This is a genomic window from Salipiger marinus (assembly GCF_035481585.1).
GTDB classification, from domain to species: domain Bacteria; phylum Pseudomonadota; class Alphaproteobacteria; order Rhodobacterales; family Rhodobacteraceae; genus Salipiger; species Salipiger marinus.
The window spans coordinates 75,545-93,418 of record NZ_JAYKSL010000021.1 but is presented as its reverse complement, the minus strand read 5'-3'; the positions used below and the strand labels follow the sequence as shown (position 1 = coordinate 93,418).

Genomic DNA, 17,874 nt, shown 5'->3' with positions numbered 1-17,874 from the left:
GCGGCTGACCCGCTGCAAGGGCTACGGCTGCACGTGTCCGCATCAAAGTCTCCTCCGGTATTCTGACGCACTGACGGCGCTTGTCCGGAGTATGGGTGCGCAGGCTTCGCCCGAACAATGCAGACAATGGTTGGTATTCGGTCTGATGGACTCCGGCGCCACCCTGTTCCATAGTTCGCAGCAGGGAGAGAACCATCATGCAAAGACTGAAAACAGCCTTGGTTTGTATGGGCTTGGCGGGCGTGTCCCTGCCTGTTCATGCTGCGGACTTCACCGATCCCGAATGGCCCTGCATCCAGCGCAAGGTCGAGACGCTGTCGATGGGGCTGATGTGGCCGCATGGGGTGGAGAGTCCGGCGCTGGACGGCGCTCTGGCACAGGACGTGGCCGATCTGGGCACCGCGCTGTCGCTGCGCCGGGTCGACATGGCGCAGGCCGAACAGCTGGTGGCGGAGTTCGTGGCCAGCCACGGGCGCGACCCGGCGGTGATGACAGCGGTGTTCGAGCGGGTGTTCGACCGTCTGGCGCAGCGGCGCAGCCGCATCATCTCTGGCATCGGGGACTATTCGCTGAGCCAGATCGCGCTGGCCGAACGGATCGAGTCGGCACGGACCGAGATGGACAGCCTGATGCAGGGCACGGATCCCGATTACGACCGGGTGGACGCGCTGGAGGAACAGGTGGACTGGGACGAGCGCATCTATACCGACCGGCAGCGGTCGCTGACCTATGTCTGCGAGACGCCGGTGCTGCTGGAACAGCGGCTTTACGCCATTTCCAAGCTGTTGCAGGCGGCGCTGGCGGGCTGAGCGGTCACTCCCATTCCAGTTCGGTGAAGGCCTGCGTGGCATTGCGCGGGTTGAAGGTGTCAAACAGCCGCCACTGCCCGGCTTCCGAGGCGGCGACATGGGGAATCGCCTGCCCCAGCCGATCGCCCGCCGCGATGGCGGCGCGGGTGTCGCGGGCCAGCACCTCCAGATAGCGGCGCTGCGGGGCTGCCCCCTCGGGCCAGTCCAGCACCGGCCCGCCATGGCCCGGCACCAGCCGCGTGACGGGCAGGGCCGCCAGATCCTCCAGCACCTGCTGCCAGCCGGTCAGACTGCCATCCAGCGCGGGGGTATGGTCGTCAAACACCAGATCCCCGGCAAAAAGGATGCCGCTCTGCCGGTCGAACACGGTCAGATCGGTGCCGCTATGCGCCAGCGGCCATGGGCGCAGGTCCAGCACGCGCCCGCCCAGATCCAGCTCTGCGATCTCGTCCAGCCCGCGCGTGACCTGCGGCAGGGCGGAGCCGAGGAAGCCGGGCCCCAACAGCCGCGAGAAGCTGGCGGTGTAACTGTCGGCCCGGTCGGCCAGCGCCCGCGACAGGCTGGCATGGCCGATCACCTCTGCCCCGGTTTCGGCGAAGAGCGTGGCGCCGAAGACGTGATCGGGGTGCATATGGGTCAGAATCACATGGCGCACCGGCAGGTCGGTGCGGACGCGGATCGCCCGCCACAGCCGCTCCGCGATCTGGCGGGAGGAGCCGCTGTCGATCACCGCCACCGAGTCTGATCCGATGACGAAGGCCAGATTGGCGACATCCCCGGCATTGCCGGGCTCCGGTTCGGCCACCTGCCCGGTATGCACGAAAACCCCCGGCGCGATCTCTGTGACCGTCAGCGGCTCTGCCACCGGCTGACAGTCGGGCGGGCCTTTGGCCACGAGACCGGGCCAGTCGGGCAGCGCTGCGGTGGCGAGCGATGCGGCGCAGGCAGCGGCCTGCGCCGCCTCATGGCCGGGCAGCAGCACCGGGCGGCAGGGCTCGCCCGCGGCAAGGCACAGGGTCAGGATCGCTTCGAACATGGCAGCCTCCGGCACCCAGCCTTCGCCCCGCGTGCCTGTCCCGCCAGACCGACCTTTGGCGGCATATCGCCGGGGCGCCGGATCTGGCATAATGGGGGGATGCCAGAGGAGGAGGAGCCGATGGTGACCCCACTGAGTCGTGCCGTGATGCTGGCCGTTGCCCTGACCGGCGCGGCACAGGCAGAGACTGCGCAGAACCCGCTGACCGACAGCCCGACATGGGAGATGCTGCGCGAGGATGTGACCGGCGCAGCCGATCTTGCCCCGGCGGAGGGGCTGTTCACGGTCGAGGCCCCCTATCGCGCCCATGACGCGGCCACGGTGCCGGTGGTGATCCGGCAGACCGATCCGTCGGCTGTCATCACCGGGGCGGTGGTGGTCGTGGACGAAAACCCCGCGCCGGTGGCGGCAGAACTGAGCTTTGGCCCCGCCATGGCGCCGCTGGAGTTTGAGCTGCGGGTGCGGGTCAACCAGTATTCCAACGTGCGCGTCATCGCGCAGACGCCCGAAGGGCTGCGGATGGGAGGCCGGTTCGTCAAGGCCTCGGGCGGCTGTTCGGCGCCCGCGACCAAGGATCCGGCGCAGGCGCTGGCCGATATGGGCCAGATGCGGCTGCGGCTTTTTGGCGGGGCCATGCCGCAGCAGTCGACCGCGCGGCGTGAAGCGCAGATCATGATCCGCCATCCCAATTATTCGGGCCTGCAGCGCGATCAGGTCACACAGCTGTTCGTGCCCGCGCATTTTATCGACTCGCTGGAGGTGCGGCAGGGCGATGAGGTGCTGTTCACGCTGACGGGCGGGATTTCGATCAGCGAAAACCCGGTGTTCCGCTTCAGCTATGACGACAATGGCGCGCCCGCGCTGCAGGTGCGCGCCACCGACACCGAGGGCAACCTGTTCGAACAGGTGCTGCCCAAGGCCGAAAGCTGAGGCAAGCCCCGCTGCCGGAGCGCGGGGGTTTCACANAGGTGCGCGCCACCGACACCGAGGGCAACCTGTTCGAACAGGTGCTGCCCAAGGCCGAAAGCTGAGGCAAGCCCCGCTGCCGGAGCGCGGGGGTTTCACACCCCCGCACCCCCGTGGAGTTTAGGGGCAAGATGAAGGTGGCTCAGAAGCAGATCATCTCCGCTTCGGCCTGCGCGCGCCGCAGATCCGCCACCAGCGCCGTGGTGGCGGTGGCATTGCTGAAGATGGCCATGCGTTCGCCCCCGGTGAGACGCAGGGAGAGCACCGTCTCTGCCTCCACATAGCCCTCGTAAGGCAGGATGGCGGCGATTTCGTCGATGGAACAGGAACAGCGGCGCAGGACCTCGCGGCTCTGGCCGTTGCTGGCCATGCAGGCAAAGACGTAATCCGCCCGCGCCTCTGTCGGGTAGTCGTTCAGCCGCTCGGCCACCCCCTGCGCGAGGGCGGGACTGGCGCAGAGGGCGAGGGCTGCGGCGAGACGGATCATGACTGCGGCTCCAGCGTCTGGAAGCGCAGGTCGGAATGATAAACGGGGGTGTCGGCTTCGGCGCCGGGCACATGCGCCTCGAGGCTGAGATACCAGCCGGGCACCGCGTCGGACATGGTGACGGTCAGCGCCAGATCGCCGAAGCCGCGCATGGCGGCACGGTTCGGATCCTCTGCAAAGGGGCGCAGCGTCACGCTGCGCGTCGCCACGGTCTGACCGTCATAGCTGGCGGTGCCGGGGGTTTCGGCCCATTGCCGGGTCAGCGCGTCCTTCACCCGGTTGCGGATGTAGAAGGGCGAGCCGCCTGCGGTTTCGGCCATGTCGCGCACCACGGTTTCGTAGAAATACATGATGATCGGATTGCCGACGCTGGCGGGAAAGCTGCCCAGATTGCGGTGCTTGCCGTCCTGCCGGAACTGCAGGTCGGCCTGTTCGGCGACGCCGTCGGAGAAGGACAGCGCGATGTCTCCGGTGTCGCGCGTGGCGGCATCCGGGGTCAGGCTGTTGCTGACCTCGCGGTGATAGATCAGCGCTTGGTCGCGCGGCAGGTCGTCCAGCGTGCCCGAGCGGAACAGCAGGTCATAGGTGGCCGTTTCCGCCGCGGAGAGCGCCGCGGGCAGGCCGCCCAGAGCCGCGAGCGCGCAGCAGAGTGCGATGGTCTTGCGCATCAGATGTCCTCCCTTTTGTCCAAGCCTACGCGCTGCGGGCGGGCTGTCATTGTAGACTTTCGGCGGGGGCGCTGCGGCGCGCCCGGGTCTTCCAGTCGATCAGCGGGCGCAGGCGGGACAGTTCCACCGGCTTGGTCAGCACGGTGAAGCCCATGCGCGCGCCGGTGCGCACCAGTTCGGCGCTGTGATCGGCGGTGATCATGATGGCGGGCAGGCTGGTGCCGGTTTCCTGCCGCAGCGCGCGGATCGCCTCCAGCCCGGTGTCGCTGCCATCCAGCTGGTAATCGGCCAGCAGGATGTCGGGCGGCATGCCGATGTCGCGCACCGCCTGCAGCGCCGCCGCGGTGGAGGACACGGCCAGAACGCTGGCCCCCCAGCTTTCCAGCTTCTGCGTGGTGGCAAACAGCACGTCCGCGTCGTTTTCCACCAAGAGCACGATCAGATCCATGTCGGCGGGGCCGGTTTCGGCGGCGACGGGGCGGCGGTCCGCGCAGGGGCGCGCGATGCCCGGGACCACGGCCATGGTGATGGAAAACACCGAGCCCACGCCCGGTTTCGACCGCACCGCCACCTTGTGCCCCAGATGGCGGCAGGTGCGGTCGACGATGGACAGGCCCAGCCCCATGCCGGCTCCCGGCGGCACGTTGTCGGCGCGGGTGAATTCCTCGAAGATGCGGGTCTGGTCCTCCTTGGAGATGCCCATGCCGGTGTCCCAGACCTGCAGCACCACCTCGTCGCCGCGCCTGCGGCAGCCCACCAGCACGCGACCGCCCCTGTCGGTATACTGGATGGCATTGACCACGAGGTTCTGGATCGACCGCAGCAGGAAGCGCGGATCCGACCGCACGAAGACCGAACAGGGCACGATGTCGAGCTGCACCCCCTTGCGGGCGGCCAGCGGCGCCTGATCCGCGATGATGCCGCGCATCAGCGGGCCCAGACTGACATCGCTGGGCGACACCGCGCTTTGCGTGGAATCCAGCCGCGAGATGTCCAGCAGCGCATGCAGCAGCTGTTCGATGGAGGTGAAGGAGCCTTCCAGCCGCTCCACCGTGGGGGCGAGCGTGCCGCCCTGCGCCAGTTCGCTGAGCGTGGAGATCAGCAGCTTGGCGGCATTGATCGGCTGCAGCAGGTCGTGGCTGGCGGCGGCCAGAAAGCGCGTCTTGGACCGCACCGCCGCTTCGGCCTTTTCCTTGGCGATGCGCAGTTCTTCCTCCACCCGGGCCTGCGCCTGATACTGCGCGGTGAGGCGGCGGTTGGTGTGGGTCAGTTCTTCGGTGCGCTCCTCGACGCGCTTTTCCAGCATTTCGGTCAGGCGGCTTTCCAGCGTGACATCGCGCACGTCAAGGATGAAGCCGCGGTCGGGCAGCCGGTGGGCATGCAGATCCAGCATCCGGCCAGAGACATGGCGCATGCGCTTGCGCACCCGGCCCTGCCGGTTCAGCCGGTCCTCCCACAGTTCGAAATCCAGCGCCTGCGAGTCGAGGATCAGGCCGTTGGTCTGGATGAAGCCCATGATCTCTGACAGGGCGCGGCCCTTCTGCAGCAGCGTGAAGGGCAGACCCAGAAGGTCGCGGAACCGGTCATTGTGCATCAGCACGGCCCCGTCGCCGGAGAAGGTGCAGATGCCGGAGCCCATATTGTCAAAGGCGGCCTGCAGGTAATGCGCCTGCCGGTCGATCAGGTTTTCCTTTTCCGACCGGTTGCGGCGCACGATGCCGGTGATTTCGGTCTGCAGGATGACGATGCCCGTCTCGGAGGTGCGCTGCAGCCCGAACTGATACCAGCGGTCCCCCGCAAGCTCGCAGGTGAAGGACAGCGCCGCCGTGCCCACCATGGCGCGGCGGGCCTCGCGCACCACCTCGATGGTGACGGGATCGGCGGTGCGCAGATGGGCGGAACTGCGCAGCGCCTCGAAATAGCGTTCGATCTTCAGCCCGGGCAGGATGCGGTCGGCCAGATCCGGCAGCAGCGTCTGGAAAAGGTCGTTCCACAGCTCCAGCCGCCCGTCGGTGAACAGGGCAAAGCCGCCCTCCATCGCGGCCAGCGCATCGGCCAGATTGCGGCGGGAGCGTTCGCGTTCCAGCCGCACCTGTTCCAGTTCGGTGGAGGCGCGTTCCAGATCGCGCGTCTTGGCCCAGATCTGCCCCTGCAGCGCGATGGCCTGCTGGAAGGCGCCATAGGCGGAGGTGCCCAGTTCGTGCTGCCGGTTGGCACGCTGCACCAGCGCATCGATGATGCGCGCCTGTTTGGCCACCTGAATGTCCAGCGGATCGTCGGGATTTATCAATGCAGGCTCCGTCGCGCCGGTTCAAAAAACGCGACGCCCACAAAGGTCTGATTCACATGCACGCCGCAATGCTGTTCGCCATAGGTGTTGAACCCCAGCACCCGCCGGTCACGCAGGATGGCCGAGACCTGCGGCCCAAGGTCTTTCTGTTCGATCTCCAGCTTGCGCAGCACGCAGTCGAAGCCAAGGATGAAATCGGGGGCGCGGCCTTCGGGGCTGGTCACGTCCAGCCCCGTCTCCAGCGTGCGCAGGATTTCCTTGCCCCGGCCCAGCGTCAGCAGCAGCCCCACATCGATGGCCGACAGGAAGGACAGCGCCTGCGTGGCGCTGGCGGAATGGATGGCGCGCACGTGATAGGTGGTGTTGTGGCGCACCAGAACCGGGTTTTCCGCAAAGACCCGGGGGCAAAGCTGGTCGACGCTGCAGCCCACCAGCCGGGCATATTCCAGCGCGGCGGGGGCGCCGTTGATTTCCAGCACCAGCCGCTCCTCGGGGATGGCGTCGGTCACCACCATCTGCGTCGCGGTTGGCAGGAAATGGTCAAAGCCCAGCCCGGCAAAGCCCAGATCGGTTTCCAGCAGCAGCAGCAGCGCGGCATTGCTGTGGAACTGGCCGTGATGCAGCACGAAGGTTTCGCGGAAATCCAGCCCGTTGCCCGCCGAGCCGCCAAAAAAGGGCACGTCGCCCAGACTGCTTTCCAGCGTGGAGGCCAGCAGATCCTCCTGTTTCGACAGCCCGTCGGCAAAGACCAGCGCCAGCCGTTCCCAGCCCGCCGTGTGCCGGAACTGCGCCGACAGCCGCCGGGTGTCAGCGGCGATCTGCTTGATCGAGATGGGATTCAGCGGCGTGATGAACTGCGAGGCGCAGCGGAAATGCCGCCGGGGAAAGGCGATCAGCAGCAGCGCCGTGGTGTCATAGCCGTCGGGGGTGATCTGGCCCGCCGTGGTGCAGCCAAAGACCGGCACCCCGGTCAGATGCGTCTCCAGCGCCTCGGCCAAGGGCCCCAGCGGCAGGCGTTCGGGCACGAAGGCCAGCACGAAGCAGGTGTCGGCCAGATCAAGCTGGCGCACGGCTTCGGCAACTGCCGCCTGCGGATCGGTGGCGGCGGAAACCGCCACCCCCACAAAAGCCGGGCGGTTGCGGTCAAGCGGCACGGGCGCCTCCTCCTAGTGGCTGAGAAAGGCGCGGGCGTCCGGATCGGTCGGCCCGGTGATCGGGCCAAGCTGGCCCGTTTCCATCAGCACCGCCGCCTGCGTGCGGTTCTGCACCCCCAGCCGCCGCAGCAGCGCGGTGATATGCGCCTTGACCGTGGCTTCGGCCAGCGACAGTTCATAGGCGATCTGCTTGTTGGCCTTGCCTTCGCAGATCAGCCGGATGATCCGCGTCTGCTGCGGGGTCAGCCCGGCCAGCCGCGAGGCCATCTTGTCACAGGGCAGCGCGCCCGCAGGCACGCGCGGATCGGCGCGGCGGTAATCATTGGGCACGAACTTGCGGCCCATCCCCACCTCCTGCAGCACCAGCTTCAGCACCTGAGCCGAGGCATCCTTGGGCAGAAAGCCCGCGGCCCCCTCCTCCATCAGCGCCTCCACCACCTCCACCGAGGTCAGCGAGGAAATGACGAGGATCGGCGTGTCGGGGATCCGGTCGCGCAGCTTCTGAAAGCCGCTGATTCCGGTCACGTCGGGCAGTTTCAGATCGAACATCACCAGATCGGGGGCGAAGCCCTGCCCGATCAGTTCAAGGGCAGCACCCAGCGTGCGTGCCGCCCTCACCTCGGCTGCCGGAAAGACAAGGTTCAGCGCCGCTGTCAGTGCATCGCCATACAGCGGATGGTCATCGACAATGACAACGGAACACACCTTCCCCGGCACCTGGGACACAGGTTCGTGTAGCATGAAAAGTCCTCCCTGACAGGAGGCTAGCGCATGTATCCCCTTGCATGCAACGGTTTTGGGGGCACCTCACCGGCACCCCCGAGCCTGCGGAATTACGCCTTCAGTGCGCCGCTTTGCTTGGCCACATGCGTGGCGATCGCGTCCATCAGCGGCGGCGACAGACAGTCATAAGGCTCCAGCCCCAGTTCGCGCAGACGTCCGCGGATGCCCTCCATGCGCGACGGTTCCACCCCCGATTCGATGATCGAGGAGACAAAGGCCGCAAATTCCGGCGCGGCCCAGCCCCGCTCCGACGACAGTTCGGTATGCACAAAATCCAGCCCGTGGAACGGATGGCCGGTATTTTCGATCCGGCCATACATATGCACGCCGCATTCGCGGCAGGCATGGCGCTGGATGGCGGCGTTCGGATCGACGATGTCCAGCTTGTCGCCATTCTCCGTCACCCGCACCTTGTCCCGGCCCACCACCGCGATCTGGCTGAACACGGAGCCCGAGGGTTTCCAGCATTTGGTGCAGCCGCAGACGTGGTTATGCGCGGTCTGGCCGCTGACCTGCACCTTGACCGGTTTGGTCCGGCATTTGCAGGTCAGCGTGCCGCCCTGAAATCCGGGGGAGGTCGGCTTGACGCCCCCGTCCACCTGCGGATGAATCTTGATATGCGCGTAGCGCGGCGCGGCCGGGCTGGCCGTGCTGCTGCTGTCGCCGCCAAAGAGTTTCGACAGAATGCCCATGTGTGTGTTCCCTCCCATGGGGGCCGGGCCTCATGGCCGCTGCCCCGGTGCAAGCGTGACGCGCCTGCGGGATTCGGACAATTCAACCGATGGTATCGCCTATTCGGCGGGTTCCGGCACGCTGCGCCCCGGCGCCACGCGCCATGTCAGGGGCGCATCCTCTGCCGCGGCATGGGCGGCGGTGCGCTCCTGCAGCGCGCCGTGATGGGGGGATTTGATGCAGACCGGATCGGTCGCCGCCGCATCGCCCGCCAGCGCCATGGCCTGACAGCGGCAGCCGCCAAAATCCACCGTCTTGCGCTCGCAGCTGCTGCAGGGCTCCTGCATCCAGTCGGTGCCGCGATAGGCGTTGAAGGCGGCGCTGTCATACCAGATCTCTGCCAAGGGCCGGTCCTGCACCGACTCGAAGCTCAGATGCGGCAGGGTCTGCGCCGCGTGGCAGGGCAGCACCAGCCCGTCCGGCGTGACGTTCAGCCCGGTGGACCCCCAGCCGCCCATGCAGCGCTTGGGGTAATCGGAATGGTAGTCGGCGGGCACATAGTCGATGACCAGCCGCCCCTTCAGCCGCAGCCGCGCCTCCTGCACCACGCGGTCGGCCTGCCGCGCCTGATCCCGCGTCGGCATCAGCGCGTCGCGGTTCTGCAGCGCCCAGCCGTGGAACTGCACCGTCGCCACCTCGATCCGGCGGGCGCCCATCTCCAGCGCCATGTCGATGGCGCGGGGCAGCTGATGCAGGTTGCGCCGGTGCAGCACCGCGTTCAGCGTCAGCGGAAAGCCGATCTCGCCGATCCAGCGCGCCACCTCCATCTTGCGGGCAAAGCCGCCGCGATAGCCGCCGATCTCGTCCGCCATTTCCGGCGTGGTGCCCTGCAGCGACAGCTGGATGTGGTCCAGCCCCGCCGCGTCCAGCTCGCGCAGCCGCCGCTCCGACAGCCCGATCCCCGAGGTGATGAGGTTGGTGTAAAGCCCCGCCTCCCGCGCGGCGCGCACCAGATCCGCCAGATCGCGGCGGCTGGCGGGTTCCCCGCCCGACAGATGCAGCTGCAGCACGCCCAGATCGGCGGCCTGCCTGAACACGTCCGTCCAGCGCGCGGTATCCAGTTCCTGATCCTGACGCGCCAGATCCAGCGGGTTGGAGCAATAGGGACAGGCCAGCGGACAGCGATGCGTCAGCTCGGCCAGCATGGCGATGGGGGGGCGGGCTTGGCTCATGACTGGCTCCTTCGGGTCAGCGGCGGGCAGGCAGCGGCTCAGGCAACCTCCAGAAAACGGCGGTCGCGCAGGGCGCGCAGGAACCCTGCGCAATCCTCGGCGATCTGCGCCTGTGGCGCGGCGTAACGGTCGGCAAGCAGCGCGGTGATCTGGCCAAAGCTGCGCTGCCCGTCCACTTCGGACAGGATGGCATGACCCACCGCATCCAGCGTGATCGCGCGTTCGGGGGCCAGCAGCACCCACTGATCGCGCACCCGGTCGTGATGCAGGCGGACACCCCTTGGCAGCAGCGGGATCTCGGCGGGCTCCATCACGCGGCCTCCGCCCCCGGGGCCAGCCCCTCGCCGGGGCGCCATGCGCCGGGGGGAATGCGCGCGGGCTCCACATAAGCGCCCCACAGCGCGTCCAGCTGCGACCACAGCACATCCGTCTTGAACATCAGCGCGCGAGCGGCCATTTCCTGCTTTTCCGCCGTGTCGGCATGATCCAGCACCCATGCCAGACCAAAGGCCACGTCTTTCGGCGCCTCGTTCAGCCGGTTGCGGAAATAGGAAAGCGCCGCGTCATCGGCGAAGGCATAGTTGCGCAGCAGGCCCTCGATGCGGTTGGCATGGATCTTCGGCGCGAAAAGTTCGGTCAGCGAGGCGGCCACCGCCTCCAGCAGCGTCTTGTCGCGGACGAAGCGCACATAGGCATCGACGGCAAAGCGGGTGGCGGGCATCACGCCCTGACAGGAGGCGACATAGTCGGGATCAAGCCCCACCGCCGCCGCCAGCCGCAGCCAGCGCCGGATGCCGCCTTCGTTGGTGTCGGTGCCGTCGTGATCCTCGATCCGGGACCGCCACGCGCGGCGCAGCGCCGGATCCTCCACCCGCGACATGAAGGCTGCGTCCTTCATCGGGATGGAATGCTGGTAATAATAGCGGTTGATGACCCAGGCCCGCACCTCGTCCGGGGTGCAGCCGCCGCCATGCAGGCGGTGGTGGAACGGATGCAGGTCGTGGTAGCGCTCCGCTCCGATCTGGCGCAGCCGGGCCTCGAACTCTTCGCGTGTGGCGGTCATGTCGTCAGCTCCATCCCGTCCTGACCGATGATCCATCCCGCCGCCTCGGCCTCGGCCCGCTGGCACGATCCGGGGCGCAGCACGGGATTGGTGTTGTTCATATGCACATAGACCCGCTGGCCCAGCGGGACATCCGCCAGCGCGGCCAGCGATCCGCCGGGCCCGGACATCGAGATATGCCCCATGCGCTGCCCGGTCTTCTGGCCCAGCCCTTCGCGGATCATCTCGTCATCACGCCAGAGCGTGCCGTCAAAGCACAGCAGGTCGGCGCCGGAAATCCGCGCGCGCAGGCCGTCATCCACCGCCGCACAGCCGGGAATGTAGAAGGCACGGGCCGTGCCCGCGCGCAGTTCGACCCCCACGGTAAGCTCGCCGAGAAGGCCGGTCTCCACCACCGCGCCTTCCCGGTAAAGCGGCACCTTTCCCGGCACAGGAAACAGCAGCGCCTCGAGCCCCGGCGCGATCTCCACCGGCGTCTCGAGACCGACGGCGCGTCGCGCCACCACCTGACTGTTCAGCGCCCCGAAGATCGGGTTCGCTGCGATCTCCGCAAGGATTTCGCCGGTGGCATATAAGGTGAAGGGCTGCATTTCGCGCAATGTGAGCAGCCCGGCCACATGATCGATGTCGCCATTGGTCAGAAGCACAGACCGCAGCGGCATGGTCCGCAGACCGGTCGGGTGCAGCGCAGGGCAGCGCCGCAGCTGGTCGCGGATATCGGGCGAGGCGTTGAGCACCGCCCAGTCGGTTCCGTTGGCGCTGACGGCAAGCGAAGACTGGCTCTGCGGCGGGATCTCCCCGTCCCGCGCAAGCCGACAGTTCGGGCAGCCGCAATTCCATTGCGGCAATCCGCCACCTGCCGCCGCCCCAAGGATATGCGCGCGGATCAATTGCTTGGCCTCCGCGCGCAAGGGATCAGAACAGGACGCCGTCCTCTTCCGGTCCGTACATGTTGATTTCCATGCCGCATTCGATTTCGCGGATCACAGGCTTGGTCCAGGCCATGGTGTTTCTCCTTCAGAATGTCGTTGCCAGTCTTTACATAGTCGTCAGCCCGACGATTCCAAGCAATTCTTAATCTCTAAGAGCGACCGGGACTTAGGTCGCAATGCTCAGCCGTCCGTAACCCGGCGCCCGGCCCTCCAGAACAAAGCCGCGCCCGCGCAAGGTCTTGATGTCAAATCCGAAATCTTCCATCGGCGCCAGCTTCCGGCGCAGGTATCCCAGATAGACATCCACCACGTTTTCGGCGCTGCTTCCGTCAGAGGCCCAGAGCGCGTCAAAAATCGCACCCCGGCTTTGCACCGTCCCCGCATGGTCGACCAGATGGCAGAGCAGCGCGCATTCCCGGTCGGTCAGCGCCACCTCGCGGCGGCCATCGGACAGCAGGCGGCGCGCCGGATCCAGCAGCACGGGACGGGGGCGCGCCGCCTCTGAGCGGCGTTCCTGCACCTTCAGCCGGGCCACGAGTTCGTCGAAGGAAAACGGTTTGACGATGTAATCATCCGCCCCCGCCTCCAGCCCGGCGGCGCGATCCTCCACATCCGACAGCGCCGACAGCATCACCACCGGCAGGCCGTGGCCCTCGGCCCGCAGCGCGCGCACCAGATCAAGCCCGCTTTCGCCGCCCAGCATCACATCGACGATGGCGGCCCCGGGCAGCGCGCGGCGCAGATGGTCCAGCGCGGTTTCGGTGCGATGCGCCACCAGCGTGGCATAGCCGTGCAGCGCCAGCCCCCGCGCAAGGGCCGAGGTGATTTCGGGATCGTCATCCACGATCAGGATGGAGGTCGCGTTGGTCATGTCCGGATCCTAGCCCGCGGCCCGGGGCAATGCCACGCACAGCTTTGTGCCCGGCGCCTGCCCCAGCGCCTCGGCGCGCGGCACCGGGCTTCGCAGGCTGACCTGCCCGCCCTGCGCCTGCATCACCCATGCCGTCAGCGCAAGACCGATGCCGAAGCCTTCGCCGCGCGCGGGCCCGTCGCCTTGGGCGAAACGGTCGAACAGCCCCGCCTGCCGGTCGGGCGGAATGCCGGGGCCGTTGTCGATCACCGCCACCTCGCCTTCGGGCGACAGGCGCAGCGCCAGATGGCCGCCGCTGCGGGCGTGGCGGATGGCGTTGCGGATCAGCCCGGCGATCACCTGCCGCGCCCAGTTGCGGTCGCCCAGCACCTGAACCTGCGGCAGCGGGGGCAGATGCACCGCCATCTCTGCCGCGCGCAGTTCCGCCTGCGTTTCTTCCAGCGCCTCGGTCACCGCCTGCCCCAGATCAAAGGGCGCGCGGTCCAGCGCCAGCTGCCCGCTTTCGGACCGTGCCACCCGCAGCAGATCGTCGATCCGGCGGTTGAGCCGCAGCGCCCGCGCCTCGATCGTGGCAAAGGCCGCCTGCGGTTCCGGCGTGCCCGCGCGGCCCAGCTGTGCCTCCATCAGGATGACGGTCAGCGGCGTGCGCAGTTCGTGGCTGATATCGGCGAAGAACCGGCGGCGGTCGCCATCGATGCGGGCAAGCCGGGCATTGGCCTCGCGCAGTTCCGCCGTGCGCGCCGCGATGGTCTCGTTCAGCCGCGCCCATTCCGCCTCCACGGTGGCGCTGCGTTCTGCCAGCGCGCCCGCCATGCGCCGGGTTTCGGTGAACAGCGTGCCGATCTCGTCGCGCGGACCTTCGGGCAGAGCCAGCGCAAAATCCCCCCGCCCGATCTGCCGCGCCGCCCCCATCAGCAGATCCAGCCGCCGCAGCTGCGGGCGCACCAGCCCGAAGACGAACAGCCCCAGCAGCCCCACCACCGCAAGCGCGATCAGCCCGGCCCACAGCGTCAGCCGCGCCCGCATCTCGTCGATGCCGCGCAGGACCATGGCGCGGGCGCGCAACTCGTCGCTGACCGCCTCGTTCAGCAGCATGTCGAACCCGCTGGCGAAACGGTCGAGCGAGGCCTGCAGCCGCTCGCGCGGGCCCGTCGCCGCCAGCCCGTCCAGCGTGCTGCGCAGCAGCGCCTCCATCCGGGCCAGACCAAGGCTTTGCGTGGCGCGGCGCGACTGCGCGTCCAGCCCCAGCGCCGCCTGTTCGCCCACCGCCTGTTCCAGATCGCGGCGCAGCCGGACAAACGTGTCCTCCAGCGCGCGCACCGCCGGATCCATCCGCGCCAGCCGCGCCGCCGCATCGGGTTCGCTCTGCACCGCCTCGGTCGCCACCACCAGAAAGCTTGCCGCCTGCGACGACAGCGCCGCATGACGTTCCACCCGCTTTTCGGCGGCCAGCGCAGCACCCAGCCGGTCCGACACATTGCCCAGCCCCAGCACCAGCAGCCCCGCCGTCAGCAGGGCCGCCGCCCCCAGCAGCGCCGCCCCCAGCACCAGCCGGGTTCTGAGTGACACGGAATGCGTCCTTGCCAAGAGGGCCTCTTGTCCTAGACTTGCCTGTTGTTCGGGCACGGCATCACCGGGCTGCGCAAATTTGGCCAGATTGCTGCATCGCAGCATTCCCCGCGCGATCCTGTGAACTCAGGTTTAGGAAATTCCGGCCAGATTCACTATGACGACATTTGCCGCAATTGACAGAGGTGCTCCATGATCGAACTTCTTTTCGTGGCCTGTCTCAGCACAGCGCCCGACCAATGCCAGCAGCGCAGCCTGCTTTACACCGACCTGACGCCCATGGCCTGCCTGATGGGCGCGCAGCCGGAACTGGCGCGCTGGGTGGAAACCCATCCCAGCTACCGCGTGACCGGGTGGCGCTGCCGCAGCCACATGCCCGGCGAAAAGACCATCTGACCCCGATCCCCGCGGCCCGATCGGGAGGGCCGGTCGCGTGGATCCCTAGCCCTGAGACGGGGTGAACCGCGCGCTCAGCGTGTTGGCAGCGCCCGGATAGGTCAGCCGCACCGCCGTCACCGGCTCCCCCTGACGCCATGTGCGCCGCTCCATCACCAGACAGGGCGTGCCCGCCTCCAGATCCAGCAGCGCCGCCACCGGGGCCTGCGCGCCCACGGCGGCGATCCGGTGCTCTGCCTCGTTCCACGGGATGTGCCGCAGCAGCCAGACCCCCGGCGCCATGGCGGCAAAGCTTTCCTCCGCCGCCTCGGGCGCCACGGACAGGTTGATGACCCGCTCTTCCAGACAGAACGGCGCCTCGTCGCTCAGATGCAGGCAGTCCAGCACCAGCAGCGGCTGCGCGGCATCGACCCCCAGCCGGGCGGCATCGCTGTCGGTGGCGGGGCGGGTGCTGCGGGTCAGGATTTCGTGGCGGTAGATGCCGCCGCGCGCCGTCACCTCCTCGCGGATGTCCTTGATTTCAAGGATCGCCGTCTGCGATTTCTGCGGCATGACGATGGACCCGGTCTTGCGCCGCCGCAGCACCAGCCCGGCATTGGCGAGCTGGGTCATCACCTTGTTCACCGTCATCCGCGAACAGCCGTAGGTCTGGCGCAGCTCCTGTTCGGTGGGGATGCGATGGCCGGGCGGCCACGCCCCGGACAGGATCCGGCTTTCCAGATCCGACAGGATGCGGTCATGCAGGGACAGGCGAGGAGATGCGGCGGCGGCCATGTCGGATCAGCGCCCCCTCAGACCAGGGTCGAGGCGCCGCGGTCCAGATAGGTGTCCAGAAACTGCTCCAGCCGCGGATGGCGCGGCTTGGCGAACACCTCGGCAGGCGGGCCGGTGAACAGCAGCCGCCCCTGATCCAGAAAGCTGAGCTGGCTGCCCACGGTGGCGGCGAAGCCGATCTCATGCGTGACCACGACCATGGTCATGCCCTCTTCGGCCAGCCCGCGCATCACGTTCAGCACCTCGCCCGTCAGTTCGGGATCAAGCGCCGATGTCGCCTCGTCAAAGAGCATGATCTTGGGCTCCAGCGCCAGCGCGCGGGCGATGGCAACGCGCTGCTGCTGGCCCCCCGACAGCTGCGAGGGGTAGTGCCCCGCGCGGTTTTCCAGCCCCACCTTGGTCAGCTGCGCCAGCGCCTTGGCCTCGGCCTCGGACCGGGACAGGCCGCGCACCCGGCGCAGGGCTGCGGCCACGTTGCCAAGGGCGGTCATGTGCGGCCACAGGTTGAACTGCTGGAACACCATGCCGATGCGCGACCGCACCCGCCGCAGCTCTGACGCCGCCTGCCGCTGCCGCTTGCCCGCCCCGTCATAGACAAAGCCCAAGGGATCGCCCTCGATGAAGATCGAGCCCTCGGTCGCCTCTTCCAGAAAGGCCATGCAGCGCAGCAGGGTGGATTTGCCCGACCCGGAGGGGCCGATCAGACAGGACACCTGCCCGCGCGGGATCTGCAGGGTGATGTCGTCCAGCACGGTGGTCGTGCCGAAGCGTTTCACCAGATGCTGAACGGAAATCGCCGTATCGCTCATGCCTTGGCCAGCCTGTATCTTGAGAGTTTCTTTTCCGCGAGCCGCCCCAGCAGCCCGGCGAGTTCGACGAGGATCCAGTAGGTCAGCGCCAGAAGCAGCATCGCCTCGACAAAGGCGTATTCCTGCGACCCGATGGCCGAGGCGGTCATCGTCATCTCGGGCACGGTGATCAGCGACAGCAGCGCCGTTTCCTTCAGCAGGATGATCGCCATGTTGACCGAGGGCGGCAGCACCAGCAGCGCCATTTCGGGCAGCAGGATGACCCGGATCACCTGTCCCCGGGTAAAGCCCAGCGTTTCCGCCGCCTCTACATGGCCCGGCGGCACCGACTGATAGCCCGCGCGGAAGATTTCCGAGAAATAGGCCGAGCCATAGATCGACAGCGCCAGCAGACCGGCGGGCAGCGCATCCAGCGACAGCCCGATATAGGGCCCGCCGAAATAGAGCAGGAACAGCTGCACCAGAAAGGGCGTGCCGCGGATCACCTCCACCGGCACCGCCAGCGCCCGGTCCACCAGCACCCCGCCATAGCGCCGCGCAGTGGCGATCACAAAACCCAGGGCGGCGCTGGCCAGCGTGCCCACGACCCAGACAAAGATCGTGACCGCGATGCCGTAAAGCAGTTCGTCCTGTTTCGACAGGATGACGTTCAGGTCAAAGTTCATTTGGCCGGTGCTCCGGGAAGGCGCTGTTCCAGCTGTCGGCCCAGCACCGCCACCGTCAGGTTGATGACCAGATAGATCAGCCCCGCCGAGGCATAAAGCTCCAGCGGCATGAAGGTCGAGGCGACAAGGTTCTGCGCCATGCGCGTCAGTTCCACCAGCCCCACCACCGACACCAGCGACGACGCCTTCAGGATCAGGATGGCCTCGTTGATGAGCGCGGGCAGGGTCAGGCGCAGCGCGATGGGCACCCGGATGTGGAAAAAGGTCTGGGCGGGGGAAAATCCGGCCATGTCGGCGCTTTCCAGCAGCCCGCGCGGCACGCCCTCGAACCCGCCGCGCAGGTTCTCGGCCTGATAGGCGGCGGTGCACAGCGACAGGCCCAGAATGGCGGTGGCCAGCGACGGCATCTGGATGCCCATGACCGGCAGCAGGTTGTAAAGCAGCAGCAGCTGCACCAGCAGCGGCGTGCCCCGGAAGAAGGAGATGAAGAATTTCCCGCCCCATTGCAGCGGGCGGATGCCCGACAGGTTCGCCGCCGACAGAAGGATCGCCAGCACCAGACCGATCAGGATGGAGATCGTGCTGACAAAGATCGTCATCAGCGACGCCTCAAGCAGCAGGGAGAAAAGTTTCCAGCTCATGTCCGTCTCAAGCGGCGCGGAGGAGATCCGCGAAGGAGGGAAGAAAAGACCGGCGGC

Annotated in this window: 21 protein-coding genes; 3 read left to right on the top strand and 18 right to left on the bottom strand. The window is 67.6% G+C overall.

The window, feature by feature from the left end; translation table 11 throughout:
- Positions 1-242 precede the first annotated feature (242 nt).
- Positions 243-809 (top strand): hypothetical protein, encoded by a 567-nt coding sequence (locus VK682_RS21820; protein ID WP_324782546.1) that lies wholly within the window; start codon positions 243-245, stop codon positions 807-809.
- A 4-nt stretch (positions 810-813) separates the two neighbouring features.
- Here the strand turns inward: VK682_RS21820 and VK682_RS21815 are convergent, their stop codons facing one another.
- A complete protein-coding gene (locus tag VK682_RS21815) occupies positions 814-1,845 on the bottom strand; it encodes a quinoprotein relay system zinc metallohydrolase 2 (RefSeq protein WP_324782545.1) in 1,032 nt (343 codons plus the stop codon).
- Between the two features lie 120 nt (positions 1,846-1,965).
- Here VK682_RS21815 and VK682_RS21810 point away from each other — a divergent pair, with 120 nt between their 5' ends.
- The gene (locus VK682_RS21810) at positions 1,966-2,775 is read left to right on the top strand and encodes a quinoprotein dehydrogenase-associated SoxYZ-like carrier (protein WP_324782544.1); all 810 of its coding nucleotides are present in this window, start codon (positions 1,966-1,968) and stop codon (positions 2,773-2,775) included.
- A 178-nt stretch (positions 2,776-2,953) separates the two neighbouring features.
- On the opposite strand, the gene VK682_RS21805 is transcribed toward VK682_RS21810, so the two are convergent.
- The 13 genes from VK682_RS21805 to VK682_RS21745 form a co-directional block, all read right to left on the bottom strand.
- Positions 2,954-3,298: a hypothetical protein gene (locus VK682_RS21805; RefSeq protein ID WP_089850715.1), complete on the bottom strand. Its 345-nt coding sequence runs from the start codon at positions 3,296-3,298 to the stop codon at positions 2,954-2,956.
- Complete coding sequence (locus VK682_RS21800; RefSeq protein ID WP_324782543.1) at positions 3,295-3,966, bottom strand: hypothetical protein; 672 nt, start codon at positions 3,964-3,966, stop codon at positions 3,295-3,297. Before VK682_RS21800 ends, VK682_RS21805 begins: the two co-directional genes overlap by 4 nt.
- A 46-nt stretch (positions 3,967-4,012) precedes the next feature.
- Positions 4,013-6,256 carry a PAS domain-containing hybrid sensor histidine kinase/response regulator gene (locus VK682_RS21795; protein ID WP_230797574.1) on the bottom strand — a complete coding sequence of 748 codons (2,244 nt, stop codon included), beginning with the start codon at positions 6,254-6,256 and terminating at the stop codon, positions 4,013-4,015.
- A complete protein-coding gene (locus tag VK682_RS21790) occupies positions 6,253-7,410 on the bottom strand; it encodes an FIST N-terminal domain-containing protein (RefSeq protein ID WP_089850710.1) in 1,158 nt (385 codons plus the stop codon). Before VK682_RS21790 ends, VK682_RS21795 begins: the two co-directional genes overlap by 4 nt.
- Before the next feature lie 12 nt (positions 7,411-7,422).
- The gene (locus tag VK682_RS21785) at positions 7,423-8,151 is read right to left on the bottom strand and encodes a response regulator (protein ID WP_230797575.1); all 729 of its coding nucleotides are present in this window, start codon (positions 8,149-8,151) and stop codon (positions 7,423-7,425) included.
- Between the two features lie 92 nt (positions 8,152-8,243).
- Positions 8,244-8,885: an S-(hydroxymethyl)glutathione synthase gene (gfa, locus tag VK682_RS21780; protein ID WP_230797576.1), complete on the bottom strand. Its 642-nt coding sequence runs from the start codon at positions 8,883-8,885 to the stop codon at positions 8,244-8,246.
- Between the two features lie 99 nt (positions 8,886-8,984).
- Positions 8,985-10,097 carry a pyrroloquinoline quinone biosynthesis protein PqqE gene (gene pqqE / locus VK682_RS21775; RefSeq protein WP_230797577.1) on the bottom strand — a complete coding sequence of 371 codons (1,113 nt, stop codon included), beginning with the start codon at positions 10,095-10,097 and terminating at the stop codon, positions 8,985-8,987.
- A gap of 38 nt (positions 10,098-10,135) precedes the next feature.
- Positions 10,136-10,408, bottom strand: coding sequence for a pyrroloquinoline quinone biosynthesis peptide chaperone PqqD (gene pqqD / locus VK682_RS21770; RefSeq protein ID WP_089850702.1), 273 nt, complete (start codon positions 10,406-10,408; stop codon positions 10,136-10,138).
- On the bottom strand, positions 10,408-11,160 hold the full coding sequence (gene pqqC, locus VK682_RS21765) for a pyrroloquinoline-quinone synthase PqqC (RefSeq protein ID WP_089850701.1): 753 nt from the start codon (positions 11,158-11,160) through the stop codon (positions 10,408-10,410). Before pqqC ends, pqqD begins: the two co-directional genes overlap by 1 nt.
- Positions 11,157-12,047, bottom strand: a complete 891-nt coding sequence (gene pqqB, locus VK682_RS21760) for a pyrroloquinoline quinone biosynthesis protein PqqB (protein ID WP_230797634.1) — start codon at positions 12,045-12,047, stop codon at positions 11,157-11,159. The genes pqqC and pqqB overlap by 4 nt, the downstream gene beginning before the upstream one ends.
- A 28-nt stretch (positions 12,048-12,075) precedes the next feature.
- Positions 12,076-12,165 (bottom strand): pyrroloquinoline quinone precursor peptide PqqA, encoded by a 90-nt coding sequence (gene pqqA / locus VK682_RS21755; RefSeq protein WP_037266221.1) that lies wholly within the window; start codon positions 12,163-12,165, stop codon positions 12,076-12,078.
- Between the two features lie 93 nt (positions 12,166-12,258).
- Entirely contained in the window at positions 12,259-12,963 is a 705-nt protein-coding gene (locus VK682_RS21750; protein ID WP_089850699.1) for a response regulator transcription factor, read from the bottom strand.
- A 9-nt stretch (positions 12,964-12,972) separates the two neighbouring features.
- Positions 12,973-14,532 (bottom strand): sensor histidine kinase, encoded by a 1,560-nt coding sequence (locus VK682_RS21745; protein WP_230797578.1) that lies wholly within the window; start codon positions 14,530-14,532, stop codon positions 12,973-12,975.
- A 192-nt stretch (positions 14,533-14,724) separates the two neighbouring features.
- Between VK682_RS21745 and VK682_RS21740 the strand changes: the two genes are divergently transcribed.
- Positions 14,725-14,928: a hypothetical protein gene (locus VK682_RS21740; protein ID WP_089850695.1), complete on the top strand. Its 204-nt coding sequence runs from the start codon at positions 14,725-14,727 to the stop codon at positions 14,926-14,928.
- A 45-nt stretch (positions 14,929-14,973) separates the two neighbouring features.
- Here the strand turns inward: VK682_RS21740 and hutC are convergent, their stop codons facing one another.
- The 4 genes from hutC to VK682_RS21720 are packed head-to-tail and all read right to left on the bottom strand — an operon-like array spanning position 14,974 to position 17,817.
- Positions 14,974-15,702 (bottom strand): histidine utilization transcriptional repressor HutC, encoded by a 729-nt coding sequence (hutC, locus tag VK682_RS21735; RefSeq protein ID WP_230797579.1) that lies wholly within the window; start codon positions 15,700-15,702, stop codon positions 14,974-14,976.
- Positions 15,703-15,719: 17 nt separating this feature from the next.
- Positions 15,720-16,511: an amino acid ABC transporter ATP-binding protein gene (locus tag VK682_RS21730; RefSeq protein WP_230797580.1), complete on the bottom strand. Its 792-nt coding sequence runs from the start codon at positions 16,509-16,511 to the stop codon at positions 15,720-15,722.
- The gene (locus VK682_RS21725) at positions 16,508-17,176 is read right to left on the bottom strand and encodes an amino acid ABC transporter permease (RefSeq protein WP_089850691.1); all 669 of its coding nucleotides are present in this window, start codon (positions 17,174-17,176) and stop codon (positions 16,508-16,510) included. The genes VK682_RS21730 and VK682_RS21725 overlap by 4 nt, the downstream gene beginning before the upstream one ends.
- Positions 17,173-17,817, bottom strand: a complete 645-nt coding sequence (locus tag VK682_RS21720) for an amino acid ABC transporter permease (RefSeq protein WP_230797581.1) — start codon at positions 17,815-17,817, stop codon at positions 17,173-17,175. Before VK682_RS21720 ends, VK682_RS21725 begins: the two co-directional genes overlap by 4 nt.
- Positions 17,818-17,874: the final 57 nt, after the last annotated feature.